We start from the raw sequence: 21,230 nt of genomic DNA, 5'->3' as shown, positions 1-21,230 counted from the left end.
ACCTACATTTATGAAACATCGTTATTTACCAATGACGGAGCAAGATCAAAAAGAAATGTTAGACGTAATCGGTGTATCCTCAGTTGATGAATTATTCGGGGATATTCCTGAGAAAGTCCGTTTTAAAGGCCTTTATGATATTAAGGAAGCAAAATCAGAATCTGCTTTATTAAAAGAATTAACAGCACTCTCTGCAAAAAATAAGGACACAAATGCTAATGTATCGTTTTTAGGTGCAGGTGTTTACAATCACTATAAACCAGTAATCGTGGACCATGTCATTTCTCGTTCAGAGTTCTATACAGCGTACACACCTTATCAACCAGAGATTTCACAAGGTGAGCTACAAGCAATCTTTGAATTCCAAACGATGATTGCCGAGCTAACTGGCATGGATCTTGCAAACTCTTCTATGTATGACGGTGGTACAGCATTAGCAGAAGCAGGTATGCTAGCAGCAGGTCATACGCGTCGTAAGAAAATATTAGTGTCTGAAGCAGTGCACCCAGAATATCGCGATGTTGTTGCTACATATGCCTATGGTCAATCCATTGAAATCGTGACAATCCCACAAAAAGATGGTGTGACAGATGTCGAAGCATTAAAAGAGTTAATCGATGACAACACAGCAGCTGTTATTGCTCAATATCCAAACTTCTTCGGTCAAGTAGAGGATATTCAAGTTATTAGTGATATTGCACATGAAGCGAAAAGCTTATTCGTTGTTTCTTCTAACCCACTTTCATTAGGCATTTTAACGCCTCCTGGTAAGCTAGGTGCTGATATTTGTGTAGGGGATGCGCAAGTATTCGGTATCTCTGAAGCATTTGGTGGGCCACACTGTGGTTTCTTTGCAGTGACAACGAAATTAATGCGTAAAGTGCCAGGTCGTCTTGTTGGTGAAACAGTGGATGGTGAAGGGCGCCGTGGTTATGTATTAACATTACAAGCACGTGAACAACATATCCGTCGTGATAAAGCAACATCTAATATTTGTTCGAACCAAGCACTTTTAGCACTTGCTGCATCTGTAGCGATGACAGCTTTAGGTAAACAAGGTATTCGTGAAATGGCTACGCAAAATATTGCCAAAACACGTTATGCAAAAAATGCCTTTGAAGCAGCTGGCTTTACAGTAGCATTCCAAGGCGCACACTTTAACGAGATCGTTGTGAAAACGAATAAATGTGTGAAGGAAATCAATAAAGGCTTAATCGAAAAGGGTATAATCGGTGGATATCCTCTAGGGCAAAATTATGACTCTCTGAAAAATCATGTGCTTATTGCAGTAACTGAATTACGCACAAAAGAAGAAATTGATGCACTTGTTGCAGAAATGGGGGCTCTTAATGCATAACGAAAATCAATCACTCATTTTTGAAATTTCAAAAGAAGGTCGCGTTGGCTATAGCTTAGAAGCACTTGATGTACCTGAAGTAGACCTAGCAGATTTACTGCCTGCAAGCTTAGTTCGTACGGAAGCTGCAGAGTTACCTGAAGTGTCTGAGCTTGATATTATGCGTCATTACACAGCACTTTCTCGTAGAAACCATGGGGTAGACTCTGGCTTCTATCCACTCGGCTCTTGTACGATGAAATATAATCCAAAAATTAATGAAGCAGTTGCACGTCTTTCAGGCTTCGCGAATGTTCACCCATTACAGGATGAATCGACAGTACAAGGTGCGATGGAGCTTCTCTATGATTTACAAACTTCTTTAGTAGAAATTACAGGAATGGATGAAGTAACATTACAACCAGCAGCAGGTGCCCATGGTGAATGGACAGCATTAATGATGATTCGCGCATTCCATGAGGCAAATGGTGAAGGTCACCGTAACAAAGTTATTGTTCCTGACTCAGCTCACGGTACAAATCCAGCCTCAGCAACAGTAGCAGGCTTTGAAACAATCACTGTGAAATCCGATGAAAATGGCTTGGTTGATATCGAAGACCTTCGTAAAGTCGTTGGTGCTGATACAGCTGCATTAATGCTAACAAACCCGAATACACTCGGTCTATTTGAAGAAAACATTATCGAAATGGCGGAGCTTATTCACTCTGTAGGCGGGAAAGTTTACTATGATGGCGCGAACTTAAATGCCGTTATGAGTAAAGCACGTCCTGGCGATATGGGCTTTGACTGCGTGCATTTAAACTTGCATAAAACATTTACAGGTCCACATGGTGGAGGTGGTCCAGGTTCAGGTCCAGTAGGCGTAAAAGCAGATTTAATTCCATTCCTACCAAAACCAGTACTAGTGAGAACAGAAGAAGGCACATACCACTTCGACTACGATCGTCCACAATCAATTGGACGTGTAAAACCTTACTATGGTAACTTTGGTATCAATGTTCGTGCTTATACGTACATTCGTACAATGGGTCCAGATGGCTTAAAAGCTGTTACAGAATATGCTGTATTAAACGCAAACTATATGATGCGTCGTTTAGAGCCATTCTTTGATTTACCATATAACCGTCACTGCAAACATGAATTTGTCTTATCAGGTCGTCGTCAAAAGAAATTGGGCGTTCGCACATTAGATATTGCAAAACGTCTGTTAGACTTTGGCTACCATCCACCAACAACCTACTTCCCATTAAACGTGGAAGAGGCATTAATGATCGAGCCAACAGAAACAGAATCAAAAGAAACATTAGATGCATTCTGTGATGTGATGATTCAAATTGCGAAAGAAGCAGAAGAAAATCCATCTATCGTGCAAGAAGCACCACATACAACTGTCGTATCTCGTCTTGATGAAACACGCGCTGCTCGTACACCAGTGCTGCGCTATCAAAAAGCATAATCCACAAAAAACCGTTCACTTCATATTGAACGGTTTTTTGTTTGCGCACTTTAGGCTAGTACAAACTATACATAAAAATATAGTAATTGATATAATTACATTAATTTGTATATTTGATTTTTGAAGGGAGATTAAAATGCAGGCAGCAATATTTGAATTGAGCTTACCAATAAACAGTCTATTACATAATACATATAAAATAACGCAAGTTCTTGCCACTAGTAAATTATCCTTTGTGTATATGTCTGAACATATAAATACTGGAGAGCAACTAATCATTAAGGAATTTTTCCCAATGGAAATAGCGTTACGTGATTTGGATAACAAATCAGTAATCAATCGTGTACCCTCAACAAAGGAAAAATTTCAGGAATTAAAGGAAAGATTTCTAAGTGAAGCATTCATGATCCAACAATTGAACCATCAAAATATTGTTAAGTATAGACATCATTTTACTGAAAATGGTTCTATATATATGATTACAGATTATTATGAAGGGATATTACTGGACCAATATATACATAAATATGCTATTCACGAAAGGCATCATCTATATGAAGAAGTATTCCTTCCCTTAATTGATGCCATCTCGTATTTACATAGTAAAGGCATTATTCATCGGGATATAAAGCCGAATAATATTATAATTGATACGCAAGGGAAACCTTGCTTATTAGATTTCGGTTCAGCAATTTATTATAAAACGGTGGAAAAATATCCAATATTTACTACACCAGGATACTCACCTATTGAGCAGTATTCCGTTAAAGGAGAGCAAGGCATTTATACAGATATTTATAGTTTGATGGCAACTTTATACTTCGCATTAACAAACGAAGTCCCACTAGATGTTTCACAAAGAGTAATCGAGGATAAACTTACAAATGTGAGAAAATATAATAGAAAAGTGAGCATTCCTATGTCATTGACTATTTTATGGGGCTTGCAAGTGCAGCATAAAAAAAGATGTTCTTCCCTTTCTTTTATTAAATACATGATTATTTTGGAAAGAAAATTCAAATGTATAAAGAACTATTTTAAATAAATTAATTCTAAAAGACCAAAATTACTATATTTTTAATACTTTTTACTCATTTTAGTCTTAAAAGGATGATATTCAAAAGAACAACTTAGGACCTAATAGCAATCGGACCTTTAGTTGTTTTTTTTATAAAAAAATAGGATTTATCCACTATTTCCCTAAAAAATATCATAATTATTACCATGTAATATTTTTAATAAACTGTCCTTAAAATGTTTTTGCTTACAATATATTCTATAGAAAATATTGACATTGATTTTAGGTATTGTATAGTTACTTTTGTGATACATAAAACCATTAGTGAATTTTGTATAAAAAATGCATAAAGTTGAATTAGAGCTTCTCGTACATAGTTCAGTACATTATTGTTTTTATTGTAAAATTTTATCTTAAATGTATATATCGACTTAATTTAAGTGTCTAAATGTTCTTTTAAGATGCTCGATTCAAGTAGTTATACAATTCTAATTCTGTATTTTTTACGCACTAATGTTTATGCTTACTCGAAATTCGTTATCTAAAGGAGGGATGGCTGTAGTAATATACAGCCAAATGAATGGAGATTATTAGTCAAACGAACAGAACAATGCTCTTTGAAGAAATAAACCCAGAGAAATTGGATTTAATTACGCTTGTTGGCGATGTAAAAGGAATCGACAGTCTAAGTGATGAAAAGATCAAAGAAATTAGTCAACATCTTCTTGTAAAAAGCTTCGACGAATTTTTAGATAAGTTTTCACCTACTGTGTATTCATTTTATAACGCGGCAAATCAAAAGGTTATGTATACCTTGAAAAAGCCTGAAGGAATTCAAGATGATTGTATATCTGAAATAGCAATCGACCAAAATAACGATTTTTTAAAGATGCTATTTACGCTCATTGATACAAAAAGAAGTCAGGGCATCACGAATGTAGATTTTAAATTTGAAAATTTACTAGACATGATTTCTCCTAAAAAAGTCATGGATGATATTCGCCAAGTTCGTAAGGAAATTCATTACCTATACAGTGAGTATGACAAGCTGGATGAGGGAGATCCGAAAAAATTAGATACTGGTGACAAGCTAAATCTTATGTTTGAAGTAGCTAGTAGAAACTACAACAATGTAATGGCGATGCTGCCTTTAGCAATTGAAGATATTAAAACAAGATTATTATTAGGTGCTAGTCAAGATGAGGATGAGTCCGAAAAATTACAAATAGGTACGCTTACTATTGGTGATAATGGTGAATTGAAAATTATTGAGGCACCTCAAACGAATAGTTCAGAACTGATGGTCATTGAAGAAAATAGTAATTACGGCTTGAGTACAGTTTTCGAAGAAGACTATGAGGCTATTACAGAATCGCCGTCTTCCTATGTAAAAGATTTAGTTGTGAGAACGTTCTCACCTCTACCAGCTATAAAAGCCGAATTTGATGTTGAAACAGAAGTTCAAAATTACAATACATACCTGGAGTTCTATAAGGATGCAAAGGATGAATTTGTAAAAACGGTCAAGCCTTTAGTCGAAAAGCTATTAGGTGTCAAAATGTACTTCGATCAATATGTTACGAAAAATAAAGGGATGCAGCCGTCATTATTAGTGACAAACACGAAGCTCGATATGCTTGTGAAAAGTAATAACCTGCCAAGATTACGCACGTATTTAAATACGGTTAACGCTAAAAATGATTTTACAGATACTGTATGGTATGGCATTGTACCTGCTCTAGAATTAGAATCTTCTGGAAAAATGAAAGTTAGCCGTTCAAGATTCAAAGGGAATGAAAAGGTTACAAAGCAAGAGGGTAACACAATGGAATCTTTATCAATCCTCTTAGATACGGTAAAAGATTACAAGGTTCAAATTTTCTTTAACTTTATGGCTGAAGAAGAAACTACCTTCAACGGCATCGCAACTGCTGGGATTGATCGCCTGATCGATAAATGCTCAGTTCTTGTCAGAAAAGAATTTAGTGAGTTCGCGATACCATGCCTACCAAACTTTACGATTATTCCAAAAGATAAATCAGGCGTAGTTATTGATACGAGAATGCATACTACCGAAAATGGAGCTCGTCTATCGAAAGAAAAGGAAGATATTTTAAAGCTTTGGATAGAAGGCGTTTATGTAGGTGCTAGCTATGTAGCAGCAGGTATCGTTTCCGCCTACCAATGCCCAGAGTATTTAAAGGAATCATTTAAAAATGTAAAACGTAATTACCCTGGAGTTCGATTTGATATTGAAGCCGGAGACAACTCACTTAGAGCTGTAACTACGATGGCGAAGGAAATTTCAGGTTTTACGAATAATATTAAAGACGCTATTAACAGCAGAAGCTTCGGTTTTGTATTCTCTTCCGAAAATGCCCAACTACAGGATAAAGATATTAGACGTATTACTGTTTATAAAGCAAGAAGTCTAGCAATGGAAGAAGATGGATTCGATTCAATCTATAAAACGCAAGTTAGTACGTATATTGAAAGAATACTTCGATTCCAATCTGGTGACTTTAAGCACGAGAATATCGTTCGCTTCTTTAGTAATAATCCAAGTAGTCAAAAAAGTAAGTGGCTGAATGATAAAGGTCATGTAAACTCTATCATTCATGACGGAGATGATATTGGCTATATCATTGATGAGAAAACAAGCTTATGTCAGATCGATCTTGTATTTAACGGTAATGTTAAAAATCTTGAGGTCACGATTACTAAAGGGACAAGTGCTGTTAAAGCCTAACAATTTATTTATCACCATTTTCAATTATTTAAGTAGGGTGTTTAAGATTTATCATTCATAAATCTTTTAACATAAATATGAATCGAACGACTAATTGCTAAAATGAAAAATATTACATATTTCATCGTGTCGGTATGAAACATGGCACTGTGAAATGAATAGCTGTACTTAAATTTATTTCATTAGAACAGTCAGAAGTTACGATTCAACAAAATTTAGGAGGTACTAAAAATGGGTTTTGTATTAAAAGTAGAAGGATCAGAAGCAATTGAATTAGGGTTAGAAAGCATCATGACTGTCGAATACGAGACAGATACACCGAATGATTCTAACGCGCGCTCTACAGATGTTGGGGCAACTTTAAAAGTAAAAGGTAAAATTTTAACTGCCACTGATGGTGATAATTCTGATGATACGATGAAATTAGGATTATGGTCATTAGTACCAGCTGAAAAAGCTGATTGCTACCGCAAAGTGACACTTGAAGTGATCTCAGCTGATCAAGTAGTAAGAAAAATTCATTTCCCAAATGCTTTCGTTGTGGACTATACAGAAAGATATGGTGACACTGAAGGTATTGGTGAGTTCTTCTTATTTATTAAGCAAAAGAAAGACAAAACAGAATTGGCAAAAATCGAAGGCGGCTACGCTGTCTAAGATTGCAGCACGATAAAACACTACTATATCTAAGGAACTTTTATAGTTCCTTAGATTATTTTTAATAATCCTAAATTGGGGTTGAAAACATGAAAACGCATTATGAAACATTGGGTATAGACCGAAATGCAACACAAGAGCAAATAAAATTAGCTTATCGAAAGCTTTCCAAAAAGCATCACCCTGATGTGAGTGGTGGAAATCAAGAGTCAGAGAAAATTTTTTTAGAGGTTCAAGAGGCATATAAGGTGCTTAAGGATCCAGCGCTGAAAGAGACTTACGATGCCCGTCTCGATGGCAAAGGTACCAGCTGGCAAAATGAACAACAAAATGAAAAGCATTCAAACGGACATCAGTCTACAGAGAAAAAGCCAGATTTTAATATGAATAATATTGAAAAAAACTTTGAACATTTCTTTGGCTTCAATCCTAAAACAAAGGAGATGTCCTCAACGCTTCATAAAAAAACGAAGAAAAATCCATTGGATACAACGGATTTATTTGAACGTTTTTTTAATAAATAAGCTATGGCAAAAAGAGAGGAGTGTGATTATATGTATGAGCCATTTTCAGCTGAAGCTTACAGTGGAAATACACGAAAAAAAATGTTTATAAAAATTATCGATATCATTATTGTCACAATCGCCTTCTTTTTCATTTTATATGTTTTTGTAATGAATCAGGATGTCCTTTTGAAATTCGTTATTGGGACGGTAATAGTCATACTCGCCATTATATATGTATCGCTTAAATACGAAGCAAAGGCAATCACTCAAGTGATGGCTAAGAAGGACATTTCAAAGCTTGTTCTTCTTAATGAACGTGGAGTAGAAATAGATGAATGGGAACTTGGCGATCAAATTTCATTGCTTATTGGAAAAAGTTCAGCTGAACACAAGGCGGATATTGATTTAAGTGGAACAGAGTATGAATCTCTTGTGAATTATGAGCATGCTGTACTAAATTGTGTAGCTGGAATTTGGTATTTAGAGGATATAGATTCGGTTAATGGTGTTGGCTTAAAAAAAGCGAATAAGCGGGTAAAAAATAGATTAAAACATGAGATTCCTTACCCATTAGGTAATGGAGACACAATATACATAGCGAATACGCGAATTTTGGTTAAATAGAGAAAAAAATTCGTAACAAAGATGGGGGATATCAAAATGAGTTTGATTAGATGTACAAATGGTCATATGTTTAGTTCAAGGAGACATCGCAATATTTGTCCTTACTGTAACGTGATGGTGGAACAGGAGCAAAGACAAAATAGTCCTTCCTCACCTGTCATTGAAGCAGATGATAAAACATTGCCTTACTTAGGAGAAATGGATGGGATAGATCCTGTAACAGGATGGTTAGTTTGTATTGAAGGGCCGCAAATGGGTAGAGATTATCGTATCTTATCTGAAAAGAATTTTATAGGTAGAGCAGAAGATATGCATATCCGCATTGCAGGGGACAATTCCATCTCTAAGCGAAATCATGCAGTCATTGTGTATGATCCTAAAAAACGTAATTTTTACTTACTGCCAGGAGATGCATCAGGATTAGCCTATCTAAATAATGAGGCCGTTTATACACCAACGGAATTAGCAGCCTATGATGTGATACAGCTAGGGAGAAGTATATTTTTATTTATTCCACTTTGTGGTGTTCACTTTGAATGGGAAAACAATCAAAGTGAGGAATGATGACATATGGACCAAAAGTTATTGCCGTACATAATTACCTTAATCTTTATCATTGTCCTTATCTTGTTACTGCTAATAAGAAGTATACTTGCTCAAAAAATGGATAAAGGGAAAATTTATATTGGAAATGGTCAAACAATCGGAAGACGTGATGAGCAGGATGATTATTTCTCAACTGCCGAAACGACATATGGCACAATCGCGGTGCTTGCAGATGGAATTAGCGGCTTAGCCAATGGTCGGATGGCTAGCACGATCGCAGTGACAACCTTCATAGAAGAATTTAAAAAGCTTAGTAGCTTAAATAATCTACAAAACTTTTTTAAGGAAGCTGCTATAGCAAGCAATCATATGATTGTGGAAAACTTAAATGGCTCCAATGGAGGAACAACATTAGTCACGGCCGTTATTGATAGTGAAGGCTATCTTCATTGGGGGGCAGTAGGGGATAGTGTTCTCACGATCTTTAGAAATGGTGAATTTCTAAAGATTAACCAAAAACATATTTTTGAGTCAGTTTTAACCGAAAGATATATTTCAGGTGAAATTTCGCAACTTGAGGTTCAGGAAAATCCTCTAAAAAAGAGATTAATCAATTATTTAGGATATGCAGGCTTTAAAAATTTGGATACAGGAAATAATCCGATTCAGCTAAATAGAGGGGACAAGGTATGTCTTTTTAGTGATGGAATCTATGATGCTTTAACGGAGGTTGAAATGGAAAAAATTCTCTCTCAGCAAGCTCCACCCTATGATTTAGCACAAAGCATGATAAAAGCCGTTGAACAAAAACGCTTAAAAAATCAAGATAATGCTACCATCGTAATTTTAGAAAAAACTTGGTGACGATGAATAGGGAATAGAGAAGGAGGAGACGTATGAGAAAGGAAAATTGCGACTTTAAAACGGGCTTTTTATCTGAAGCAGGGTCCTTTCTGCAAAATAAAGACTATTTTGCCTATACAGAACTCGACGATGTAGCTTGTTGGGTAGCTGTCAAGGGCTTGGATGCAGATCAGGAAATTAGTAGTGCAGAGCTTGCCGTAAAGGCTATTTTGGAGAAGTTTATGGAAAAGCCAGCTATGTCAAGGAGAGCTATCAATAAATACCTTAGACATGCACAAAATATACTACAAGCGCAAAGCTTACGAGTAAGATTAAAGGCTAGTATTGTCATAGTTGTTTCCGACTACTCAAAAATGATTGTTGGAGTAGCGGGGAATTCGCGACTGTATCACTTCCGAAACGGTACATTAACCTACAAAAGTACAGACCAAAGTTTAGCACAGGAAATAGTAAACAGTCAGAACCGTTCATTAGATATTAGCCAGCATGAAGAAAGAGGGAATTTGTTGAATTATCTAGGTAAACCAAACAAATTTCAACCCTTTGTGTCTAAAAAAATGAAGCTTACTGATGGTGATGTCCTATTACTTTGTACAGCTGGCTTTTGGGGAGATGTCAGTGAGATTGAGATGGCTGACGCTTTGGAAGGTGTCAAAGATTCTGAACAATATACAGATTTGTTGGAAGAAATATTGTTGAGTAGGCAAAGAAAAGTTGTAGAAAATTATACGGTTGCTGCCATATTTGTGAACAAAGTGTATCAAGAAACAAACAAAAACAAGATGAAGTATATAAAAATGATTGCTGCTGCATTAGTTTTAGCCTTGGTTGTAGGTGGCGGCACGATTTTTTATCAAGTAAAACAAGCAAAAAAATTAGCAGAGTTAACAGTCGAGATGAAGGACCATGAAAAGAGTGGAAATGTTTACTTTCAAGACGGAAATTATGATGAAGCGTTACTTGCATATAGTGAGGGAAGAAATGCAGCAAAAAAATTAAAAGATCCTATACATAGAAATTTACTAGCTAGAAAATTAAGAGTGACACAACTAATTATCAATGGTGATAAATCAGCGGAAACTGGAAAATTTACAGAGGCATTAGAACATTATGAAAAAGCTAAAAAAGAGGGCAAACTCATTAATGGATTTGGTAAGGAAGAAGTAGAGCAAAGAATTGCCAACATGGATTCCGTTGTGGAGATTGTTGATGCTATAAAAGATGCAGATTTTCGTTTTGAGGCAGAGGACTACAATGGGGCTTTAGCCATTTATGAGAAAGCTAGAAAAAAAGCACTCGCCATTTCATTTACTGGAGAGACACAAATTAAAACAAAAATTGAAGATACACAAGAAAAAATAAATGAATTGAAGAAGGTTCAAAAAGAATTAAAGGCAGAAGGGTTAGAAAAAAGTGGGGATCAGAGCTATGCCCGTCAGGAATACGTTCAAGCGATAGAGTCCTATACGCTTGCGCAGGAGATTTATCAAGAAACAGAATTACTGGCAAAAGTTCTTGGACTAGAGAGAAAGATTATGAATGCAAATGATAAATTAAACCCTGTTCCACAGGTTCAACCAGCAGATAATGCACTTCCTAATGAAGCAGAACCTCCAGGAGATGAAGTAACTGATGCCAGTTAGCATTCAAATCCTGAGTCATGAAAGAAGGAAAGAAAATTGTTAAAAGAGCTCATGTTTGAACGTTTACGAAAAATAGAAAATCTAGAGCAACGTCAATTACTAAAGGATATTGTAAGTGGCGTTTTTGTAAATCTAATTGATTATCAAGAAGATATGAACAAAAAGCTTGAAGAACGTATTTTTAATGAAATCGATGATTACGAGAATAGATATGACATTTACACAACGCTTAGTGCCCGAGAAGATGTCGACCCCATTCATGATTGTTTGTTTCCGATATGTCCAACAGATTTGGAAGAGACAAAAATAGACATGGAGAAGCTTCTTGAATCCATTAAAAATAATGAACCTGCAATACTCAAGACATTATTTTTAGAGTGTGATTCTATCGAAATACAGCATTTACTTGCACAGCAACGAATTTTCAATGGTCATCTTGCTACATCGCAGGGATTGGTCGAAATAAAACTGAGTCTTACCAAAAATAATCGCTATTTGCAAAAAATTAAAGACCTTTATTCAATCTTCCAAAGAAATGGCCTACCTTGGAAAACAATCAATCATCCTTTTGTGAGTAAGTTCATTGATGTCATACTGATAGGCTGTCCACCATTAAATGAGGATGTAGAAATTTTCGAGGTTACGATTGATTTAGAGGAATATGAGCAGCAAAAACGATTGAATATGGTTCCGCTTTGGAATGTTCAGCGTCACGAGGTTAAGAATAGCGGTTTTCCATTTCCGGCCATCGATCGAATAAATTATGAGCATGTCTTATCGTTACGAAAAACAGGTACTCAACATGGTTATCTCATTGATGCGGAAGAAGACAATATTAGATATATAAAACGTTCAGATAGCGAATTAACCATTGTTTCACCTCAGGATCAATCAGGAGTATGGCAGCTACTTAAAGTTGCTAAAGTAGAAAAAGAACAAGTAGGTAAATTGACTTATGAACTAGTCTCGAATCGGCGAAATGAACACTTTATGCACAAGCTTTCTAGTAAATATAATGTCAATGTTTCAACAAAAGGAGAAATAATTAGACTGATAAACTCCTTTCAGGCAGCAGACAATCTTGAACTTTTGAGAATAGATATTTTGGAAGGGCATTTAGAGAATCGTCACTTCGTGCATCCATTTTTAAAAGACGCAACAGAAGATGCCAGTCATAAAAAGACGATGCTATTACAATTCCTATCAAAACAAGAGCGAGATTTTATGACGAATGATGTCTTAAGCTTTCTCCTTGCTGAAGTCCAAAGGCATTTCACTGAATATAAATGTGTAGGTAAATGGTTATGAACTATATTTGGGATTTACTTATACAAGCTGAAGAAGAGGGCTTTTTAACAAAGGATATTTACTTTCATCTTGCCAAAATCTATTCACCTTATATGGAGCTTAGTCCACAACTATTAAATTCACAGGCAATAGAGCAACATGTGGAAGTAAACCCCTATTATCGGTACTTCGATATTTTTAAAGATCTCTTTCATCCTGATCATACGACTGATGAAGCATTTAGAGACGCTTTATTAGATATTATATTGCATTTTTTAGCTGAAATTGATCGAATGCAAGGCTTGAATAAAAAGGAATATTATATTCGCTTTATGCTGAGAGACATTGAAGCAAATGTATTTGGAAAACTGGTTCGCGATAAAATCAAATCTTTTTCAAAGAAAGAGCAAGAAATTATTGCGCTTAATATGCTCAGACTCTATCAAACAGGAGAAGCATTATATCTGATAAAGGACACGCTGAAAAATATATTTAGAAATTGTTTTATTTATGTGAAGTCAGAGGAAAATGATGAATTACTGCTTTACATTCATCAAAAAAAGACAATAGAAAATATCAATAAAGTTCAGCTAATCCAAGAAATCTTTTTACCTATTGGCTTTCAGATGGAGGTTTACTGGCAATACCATTTTGGCATCATTGACGTAGAAGAGACGATGAAGCTAGATCGAATAGCTCTTTATTAAAAAGTGGGGAGGGGTATAAATTGACGACCAAATATTCATATAAGCTTTATGCGAATAAGCGTTTTACAGAAAAGAAATATATGACCTATACACGTGTAGAGTTGATGGAGATGACCACTTTTCAGCTTAGAAATATTTGTTATAAAGAAAAGCTCATAACAGGTTTAATTAATACGCTAACTAGGGACGAACTAATCGAGAAGATTTTAAGATACCGTGGAGCGGAAGAACATCTATTGATTAAAGAAAATCAAGATGGGGGCTTTGAGAGAGTCGAGGAGGCACTGCAAAAGTATTTAAAAACACCACTTTCAGATAATGGTGATATTAAAATACCTGCCAAAATGAATCTCTATAAAGGCATGAAAATAGATAAGCCAGATCAATACCTCATTGAAACAGGTGGCTTTCTTGTAGAATCCAATGTGCTACTAGTAAATGAGCATTTTGAGTTATGTGGCATTCTAAATATCGTAAAAGACGATGAAAAAGCGAATTGCTATTACTTAGTAGCAGATCAAGCGCTAGGGATACGCGAGACAAAGAATAAGAATTATAGCTTTATTTTTTTGCGAAAGCAAGACTCAGAGTACATCTATAAAACATATTATCAGGAGACGCCACTCCCACCAACAAATCTACATTACTACAAAGTGCCAATACCAGATTTAGAGATGAAACAGTTAGAGACAACCAATGCCATTCTTGCCATTGATTTTGGCACAACCAATACAACAGCTGGTGTATTTTTGGATAGCGATTATGTCTCATCACCTTGTAGCCATGATCTTTTAAATAAGAGAATTACACTCAATAGCATCAATTTTGTACAATTCCCAGACCCACTACACCAAAATGAATGGATTGAAGTTGTGCCTACAGTGGTTGCGGTTGCAGATTGCTCAAACGCTGATCACATAAACTATCATTTCGGCTATGAAGCCTTGAAGGTTATGAAAAAAAATAGCTATACATCATTAGCCACTAAATTTCAGGGCATCAAACGTTGGGTTAGTAATTATGCCAAATTGGAGGAAATAATGGATGCGAATGGGAATACAGCGGTTATCCCACGTAGTCAAATCCTAAGAGAATTTTTACTCTATATCATTCAAATGGCTGAGCATCAATTTAAATGTCGCTTTAAACATTTGCATATTTCAAGCCCTGTTAAGCTGAAAACTCAATTTTTAGATATGTTTCATGCCATTTTACCTGAATATCAAATTGAAATTGAGCATGCTCTCGATGAAGGAATGGCAGTGCTCTATAATACGATAGCCAATCAAATAGAGAATCAGAGCTTTATGGATGGCAAGGAATACAAGGCTCTAGTAATCGATTGTGGAGGGGGAACAACAGACCTCTCATCCTGTAAGTTTCGAATAGAGGACGGACATATTTCCTACAAAATTGATATTCATACAACCTATGAAAATGGGGATACCAATTTTGGTGGTAATAATATTACGTATCGAATTTTTCAATTTATGAAAATTGTCTTTGCGAATTATTATAGTCGTGGGAAAAATGCCTATGACATCGATGCGTTAATTGATATTCCAGGGAAGGATATTTATCGGTATGTGGATGATTATGGCGTCGAGGCGGTTTACAAGCAATTTGAAAAGGCATTTGAGGATGCTGAGTCTATTATCCCAACACGTTTTAAAGAATATGAAAATCATACACGTGATGAGTATTTAAGGGTTCGTAATAATCATTATTTCTTATGGGAAATGGCCGAGGAAATGAAGAAAGAATTTTTCCGAAAAACCGGTATTCTTAGGAGTCGCTTTTACTCAGAAAGCGATATACAGCAAGATAGTGATTTGAATATCACAACGGTAGATCGCTGGTGTTTATCCCTATTAGAAAACCACCAATTTAAAGATGTTTATGACTATCCAAACGTTTATTTCAATATTAAAGAAATTAACCACCTAATCAAGGCGGATATTTATGATATTGTACGAGAGTTTTTAGAAGGTTTTTATGAAAGTGGCATGCTTGGGGAATATTCCATTATTAAGCTGACAGGGCAATCTTGTAGAATTGACGCTTTTCGAGAGGCTTTAAAAGAATTTGTACCAGGTCGTAGCATTGAATTTAGACAAAAGGCTGAAAACGTTGGAAAAGTGCCAGAATTAAAGCTCGCTTGTTTAAGAGGCGCATTACGCTACTTAAATGCGAAAAAGATTGGCATGATCGAAACGGAAGTAACAAATGCTGCACCTATTGTACCGTATACGGTTAGTGCATTTACTCATAATCGTCAGGAAAAGCTTCTGATTAGTAGTCTGGAGAGACTGAATCAAATTCATGGAACTATCTCCCGTCCATGGGGCGTCACAGAGGTTGAATTTTTCCTAACTGGAAGCGATCCTCAAGCAGCACATAAGTATACTTATATTAATCGTCAAGAGGATTTTGTCCCTGTGCTATATGAAAGTATTGCATCGAATTATTTTGATAAAATTCCACAGGACGAAACAGATTCAATCGTCAATGGGGAGGTTAAATTCTTTGTCTTTGCAGGAGAGGATCATTGGGGCTTCCATGTCGTGCCAGTGGCTAGGAAAGAGGAGCAGCTAATGATCGGGAGCAAGGAATTCTTTGCCTTTGAAACAGATTTATCAGAGCTAGATTTCTTTGATGGATTAAAGTAAGTAGGCATCTGCCAAAAAATAAAAGAGGTGAGTGACAGATGTTTACCAATCAATATCCACATTTTCAAAAAGGCAGAATTTTAAAAAGAGAAATGCTGGAGAACTTGCGCGATTATCCAAGGGAATTTTTAGATTTATATTTCCAGGATTATTCAAATGGCATTATAGCAGGTGCCAATATTACGATTGCAGATACCATTATCCATATTACAAAAGGGATCGTTAAACATAATAATAGGCTTTATCTACTGCATAATAGCTATGAACTTCCATATGAGGCAACGGGGCAAGAAACCATTATAAAAATAAAGTTTGCTGAAGCAGTGAATAAATTAGACTTCACGGATTTTACAGCCACTATTTTTCTCGATGAGTCTCTGAATCTTGCCCTAAACGAATTAGAAATAGCCCGTTTTAAATTAAAGGCTGGAGCAAGGCTGCGATCCGAGCCAAATAATTTTTTAGATTTTGCCACGGAATACAATACAGTGAATTATCTGCACTGTCAGTATGCAGGTATACAAGAAAGCACATACCACCCTAAAGTTTTACAGTTTTACGCAAAGGAATTATTAAAAAATCGCCCAACCAATGTATATGATATTACCTTTGCTTTTGAGTGTTTGAATCAGGAGCGGGTACAGCGGGATGTCATTGAAATGTATATTTGCAATCGATTAGAGTTAGAATTTCAAGCGTTTTCCAATAGTCAAATTCATAAATATTTGTACCGTATATTATCTGAATCAAAGAACGGTGGTCGTCGAGGAGGACATAGTCCAGACCGACCAAAGCGTATGATAGTCGATTAACTAAAATCCAGTTGGTGAACAACGTTTAGGCATAAACAGGAGTTGAACGAAAAGGAGTGGTAAAAGATGAATTTCATGGATGAAGAAGTCATTGAGATGACGAAACAAGCAAGGCAGAAGAAACGATTGGACAACATAGAAAAACAATTGTTACATACGGACCTTGTTCAAGCGATTAAAGATGGTCAGCTAATAATCGAAGATGAAACAATCGAATTTACGAAAATGGACTTTTATGATGGTCAAATCCAAATGCGTATTCCAGCCGCTTTTGAAGTAATGGAATCTGATTTAATGGATATTAAATATCCGTCCAGCCGAAGACCCGATTACATCTATACAAGTGAAAGTACATCTATTAATGTCACGCTGAAAATCATGGAACAACAAATAAAAGCAGAGGAATTAGAAGATTTCACACAGACGATGATGGAGATACTTCAAAAAATGCAGCCAACAACAAAAATGTTGGATATCGGCTTTAATGAAGTGAACGATGTCCAAATTGGTTACTTTGATTTCATAACACCTGCACTAGATAACAAGATTTATAATTTAATGTTTTTGTTTATAGTAGGCGAAAATGTGACGATGGGCTCTATAAATTGTTTGAAGAAAGAGATGAATATTTGGAAACCTATTGCTTATGGGATGATGGAAACTATCTCAATCCAAAATAAATTAGATGGAGAGGGTGTTATTTGATGGATCGGATAAAAAATGAAACAGCCTTAACATATAAAGATATGATCGTGATGCCCTATAACATTCGCGTCCATCAAATCGAAATTACGCAACAAATGAACGATCATGCTACATTGCATTTAACGGGTGTAATTCCAGATGAACTTGAAGATTCCTATGTATATATGACAGATGCAGAAACATCTATAGAGGTATTGCAAATAGATGGTAATGGTCAATCGAAGCCTATTTTTAATGGGTTAGCGTTAGATGTACAAGTGAAATCGGTGATGGGCACTTACTATTTGGAAGTTAAAGCAGTTTCACATACGTATTTACTAGATGTTAAGAAAAAAAATCAAACCTATCAAAATGCTAGTATGCCATACAGTGAATTAATCGATGTGTGTATTGCCGATCAAAAAGGTGCAGATTTCATAGATCATGTCACAAAGGGAGCTAGTATTGGTCGTTTTACAATGCAATATATAGAGACAGATTGGGAGTTTCTTAAACGAATGGCCTCGCGTTTTCATACAGGTCTAGTGCCAGATACAGTTCATTCATCTGCAAAATTTTATTTTGGTATTCCATTTCAAGCTGGAAGCACAAAGAAAATGGAGGCCATTAATTATCGGGTTAAAAAGGCTATTGGCAATTTTCTTATCTCAAGTAAAAATCATCTCGAAAGTATTACTGATAGTGACTACATGTATTATGAAGTAGAATCGCTGCAATCCTTCAAAATAGGCAATGAAGTTACTTTCCAATCTAAAAAATTGTATGTTTATAAAATTTTTTCAACTTTAAAAGATGGCTTGTTCAAGCATATTTATACGTTAACACCTCGGAACGGTTTCAGTGTCCACACTACCTATAATCAAGCTATTATTGGTGCTTCCATTCAAGGAAAGGTAATTGATGTTGCCGGGGACAAAATTCGTATTCATGTCGATTTCGATGAGGGGCAAGAAAAGGATACGGCCTATTGGTTTCCATATTCAACAATTTATGCATCAGAAGATAACACAGGATGGTATTTTATGCCGGAGCTATCTGATAATGTAAGAATCTATTTTCCAAGCAATCATGAGGATGAAGGGATTGCGATTAGCTCTGTTTCAAAAGCGCCTCCACAATCAAATACGATGTTAGCAGCAACTAATCCAACTAGTCAAGATGGGGGTGGCGGGTCAAGTGCCACACCACCAGAGGATAGCCGCCAAGATCCAGGACGTATGGCTGATCCAGATGTAAAAACACTCAGAACAAAGCATGGAAAACAAATTCTACTTGCACCTGATCGGATTGTCATATCGGGTGGAGGATTGATGATTTCACTGATGGATGATAATGGCATTTCAATAATAAGTGATAAGAATATTAACTTAAAAGCTACAGATAAAGTGGTCATTAATGCCAAACAAATAATGATTAATGCGAACGAGAAAATTGAGATGACCTGTAAAGAAAATTCAATCAAGATGGAAGATAAAATGGAAATTAAAGGAACAGAAGTGCGAGCAAATTAGTGAGGATGTGAATGTATGAAACGAGAAGAAGCATTACAGCATTTTATGGATGAATGCGTTTCAGTTCATGTCAGCCGATTGCAAGAGAAAGTTGATCGACAGTTTCACCAAAACAAGGAAATTTTGCTACAGCCAATCATTTACTCACTTGAACAGCTGTTTGCGAATATTAGAGATCAGCAAAGACAGGGAAAGTTAGCACCAATTGCCTTTATTCATCTCTCTTTGCTGCGAACCTCATTACTAGAAAACAAGTGTACGTATTTGCTAGAGGCATATGGTGAAGCATGGTACTTCGATTGGGTCGAATGTACAGCACATTATGAAGCAACATGGCTTAGTGAGGCAATGGTTGATTTACAAAAGATACTTGAGAAAGAAAGAAAACCGTATCTCATGATTCAAGCAGCTGATGTTAGAGGGATTATTCAAAAGATAGTAGTTCTATTTCATCAGTATATCATTCAATTGGTTCGCTATCTTTTTCGTTATCAAAAGGAAAGCGTACCTGAACTCCATTTTCAACGAGCAGAGTGCTTGCGATTTCGTGTTGGTGAGTACAAAGGGGTTAGTGAGGATGTTGCTATCATTGACGAACGAGAACGGGTGGATAAAAACCTTCTCTCATGGTTAGAGCAAAAAGAGATGGACAAATCGTATACATTCGAAAACTTCTCAAACCTACCATTACAACAGAAAAATTTTAACCAGATGGATTTTTCCTACGCAATTTTTAACAGTTGTGATTTAGCAGGGTCTTCATTGAAGCAAAGTATTTGTGTTGGTACTAGCTTTGTAGATTGTGGTTTAGAGAATGTTGACTTTTCCTATGCAGCTATTCAAGATACTGATTTTCGAAATGCCAATTTGGTAGGCGCTAATTTTAGTTATGCTCAAGGAAAAACGCTAAGGCTTTCCGGAGGGGAAGTGGCATGCTACCTCGGTACTGATTTCAGTAATGCCAATTTGGAAAATGCGAGATTTGACTTTGCGCAGATTGAAGGTGCCAATTTTACAGGTGCTAATTTAAAGGGGGCTACCTTCTTTAAACGTGATCAAGAGAAGTATCAATTTAGCGCAGAACAGATGAAAGATGTTCATTGGATTTATTAGCACTGATAGATACAGGAGGAAAAGATGGAATATTTTATTCTTCGGCAAGATCTAAGCATTCTCAATCCAATCATCCCTTTGAAAACGGACCTCGATGAAAACTTTGTCTGTTCTTCTGTATTCGGGGAAGTGGTAGAAAAAGAGAATGCGGTATATCTAGATTATTTAGACAAGCCTCGAAGAATCGTGTCTGATGATTTAAAAGCGCTGTTAATGAAATACGAGGATAACTTAGGTTTTACAGCTATTGTCTTTACGGATGTCAAGAAAGGGACACAGCGCGTGTATTGGCTTATGGATATAGTGAAAAAGGACTGTATTTCTCATGAAACCGCTTATTATCCTGACGGAGGAATAAAAGAGCTAGTGATCGACCCCAAGAAAGTGGAACTGGATTGTATTTTTGAAGTCGCAGGCCAAAAGGAAGCTTTCACCGTCATCAATTTAGATGTAGCAGAAAGTATATTGCGACGCCCCTTTCTTGGGATTCAGTTGCAGCGAGTAAGATTGGAAAGTAAGTAATTTTAATAAATCATTTGTTGCTATGTACTGTTAAAGCGGAAATTTATTACAAATGATAGGAAGGGAAGGATATTTAATGGCTCAAGTTGTAGAAAATTTGGAGACAGAAGGTTCGGAACAAGAGCAATTTAGTTATGTAGTACATGGCGCAATCATTGCCTGTGAGCATGGTAGCCACCTCAATTATTTAAATTTGCCGCAAGATCATGGTGTTTATATTAAAGAGAAAGCTGTAATGAATGTTGGGGATCGAAACCCTGATAACATCCCAACCTTTGGTGTTTGCTTAAAGTTGAAAAAACCATGTACACCTGTATGCTCCATCGACTGGATGGAAGGGATGGAAAATGTCAATATCGAGGGGAAGCAAGCGTTACTTAATCGTTGTCATACGCAATGCTCTGCAGGCGGAGGCAAAATCGATATTGTTCATGATGGGCAAGAGGACTTAGAAATACCGAAACAAGGTTTTTAAAGAATAGAT

19 protein-coding genes are annotated in these 21,230 nt (G+C 36.1%); all 19 read left to right on the top strand.

Annotated elements, in window-relative coordinates; translation table 11 throughout:
- The first annotated feature begins 10 nt into the window (after positions 1-10).
- The 19 genes from gcvPA to AC6BKE_RS22125 all read left to right on the top strand — a co-directional run bounded on the left by gcvPA (position 11) and on the right by AC6BKE_RS22125 (position 21,221).
- The gene (gcvPA, locus tag AC6BKE_RS22215) at positions 11-1,357 is read left to right on the top strand and encodes an aminomethyl-transferring glycine dehydrogenase subunit GcvPA (protein ID WP_036120201.1); all 1,347 of its coding nucleotides are present in this window, start codon (positions 11-13) and stop codon (positions 1,355-1,357) included.
- Positions 1,350-2,813, top strand: a complete 1,464-nt coding sequence (gene gcvPB / locus AC6BKE_RS22210) for an aminomethyl-transferring glycine dehydrogenase subunit GcvPB (protein ID WP_089934849.1) — start codon at positions 1,350-1,352, stop codon at positions 2,811-2,813. The genes gcvPA and gcvPB overlap by 8 nt, the downstream gene beginning before the upstream one ends.
- 136 nt (positions 2,814-2,949) lie before the next feature.
- Positions 2,950-3,858, top strand: a complete 909-nt coding sequence (locus AC6BKE_RS22205) for a serine/threonine protein kinase (protein ID WP_499858065.1) — start codon at positions 2,950-2,952, stop codon at positions 3,856-3,858.
- A 553-nt stretch (positions 3,859-4,411) separates the two neighbouring features.
- Positions 4,412-6,580, top strand: a complete 2,169-nt coding sequence (locus AC6BKE_RS22200; RefSeq protein ID WP_338651478.1) for a transcriptional regulator — start codon at positions 4,412-4,414, stop codon at positions 6,578-6,580.
- A 231-nt stretch (positions 6,581-6,811) separates the two neighbouring features.
- Positions 6,812-7,237, top strand: a complete 426-nt coding sequence (locus tag AC6BKE_RS22195) for a hypothetical protein (protein WP_036120193.1) — start codon at positions 6,812-6,814, stop codon at positions 7,235-7,237.
- A gap of 89 nt (positions 7,238-7,326) precedes the next feature.
- A complete protein-coding gene (locus tag AC6BKE_RS22190; protein WP_036120190.1) occupies positions 7,327-7,761 on the top strand; it encodes a J domain-containing protein in 435 nt (144 codons plus the stop codon).
- A 30-nt stretch (positions 7,762-7,791) separates the two neighbouring features.
- A complete protein-coding gene (locus AC6BKE_RS22185; RefSeq protein ID WP_036120187.1) occupies positions 7,792-8,367 on the top strand; it encodes an FHA domain-containing protein in 576 nt (191 codons plus the stop codon).
- Positions 8,368-8,403: 36 nt separating this feature from the next.
- On the top strand, positions 8,404-8,931 hold the full coding sequence (locus AC6BKE_RS22180; protein WP_036120184.1) for an FHA domain-containing protein: 528 nt from the start codon (positions 8,404-8,406) through the stop codon (positions 8,929-8,931).
- Between the two features lie 6 nt (positions 8,932-8,937).
- Entirely contained in the window at positions 8,938-9,777 is an 840-nt protein-coding gene (locus AC6BKE_RS22175; protein ID WP_036120181.1) for a PP2C family protein-serine/threonine phosphatase, read from the top strand.
- A gap of 32 nt (positions 9,778-9,809) precedes the next feature.
- A complete protein-coding gene (locus AC6BKE_RS22170; protein ID WP_499858062.1) occupies positions 9,810-11,420 on the top strand; it encodes a PP2C family protein-serine/threonine phosphatase in 1,611 nt (536 codons plus the stop codon).
- A 36-nt stretch (positions 11,421-11,456) separates the two neighbouring features.
- Positions 11,457-12,728, top strand: a complete 1,272-nt coding sequence (locus AC6BKE_RS22165) for a normocyte-binding protein (RefSeq protein WP_499858059.1) — start codon at positions 11,457-11,459, stop codon at positions 12,726-12,728.
- Positions 12,719-13,414 carry an iron-dependent peroxidase gene (locus AC6BKE_RS22160; RefSeq protein WP_330493186.1) on the top strand — a complete coding sequence of 232 codons (696 nt, stop codon included), beginning with the start codon at positions 12,719-12,721 and terminating at the stop codon, positions 13,412-13,414. Before AC6BKE_RS22165 ends, AC6BKE_RS22160 begins: the two co-directional genes overlap by 10 nt.
- An 80-nt stretch (positions 13,415-13,494) precedes the next feature.
- On the top strand, positions 13,495-16,083 hold the full coding sequence (locus tag AC6BKE_RS22155) for an acetate and sugar kinases/Hsc70/actin family protein (protein ID WP_089934865.1): 2,589 nt from the start codon (positions 13,495-13,497) through the stop codon (positions 16,081-16,083).
- A gap of 38 nt (positions 16,084-16,121) precedes the next feature.
- On the top strand, positions 16,122-16,895 hold the full coding sequence (locus AC6BKE_RS22150; RefSeq protein ID WP_036120174.1) for a hypothetical protein: 774 nt from the start codon (positions 16,122-16,124) through the stop codon (positions 16,893-16,895).
- A gap of 66 nt (positions 16,896-16,961) precedes the next feature.
- A complete protein-coding gene (locus AC6BKE_RS22145) occupies positions 16,962-17,600 on the top strand; it encodes a hypothetical protein (RefSeq protein ID WP_499858056.1) in 639 nt (212 codons plus the stop codon).
- On the top strand, positions 17,600-19,111 hold the full coding sequence (locus AC6BKE_RS22140; RefSeq protein WP_036120168.1) for a phage baseplate assembly protein V: 1,512 nt from the start codon (positions 17,600-17,602) through the stop codon (positions 19,109-19,111). Before AC6BKE_RS22145 ends, AC6BKE_RS22140 begins: the two co-directional genes overlap by 1 nt.
- 15 nt (positions 19,112-19,126) lie before the next feature.
- A complete protein-coding gene (locus tag AC6BKE_RS22135; RefSeq protein WP_340809222.1) occupies positions 19,127-20,224 on the top strand; it encodes a pentapeptide repeat-containing protein in 1,098 nt (365 codons plus the stop codon).
- 24 nt (positions 20,225-20,248) lie between these two features.
- The gene (locus AC6BKE_RS22130; protein WP_051891604.1) at positions 20,249-20,746 is read left to right on the top strand and encodes a hypothetical protein; all 498 of its coding nucleotides are present in this window, start codon (positions 20,249-20,251) and stop codon (positions 20,744-20,746) included.
- Positions 20,747-20,822: 76 nt separating this feature from the next.
- The gene (locus AC6BKE_RS22125) at positions 20,823-21,221 is read left to right on the top strand and encodes a DUF4280 domain-containing protein (protein WP_051891603.1); all 399 of its coding nucleotides are present in this window, start codon (positions 20,823-20,825) and stop codon (positions 21,219-21,221) included.
- Positions 21,222-21,230: the final 9 nt, after the last annotated feature.

The sequence above is a fragment of the Lysinibacillus sp. COL-1 genome (genome assembly GCF_059814265.1).
The sequence above is the reverse complement of the archived record's forward strand: the minus strand, read 5'-3'. Positions and strand labels throughout refer to the sequence as shown.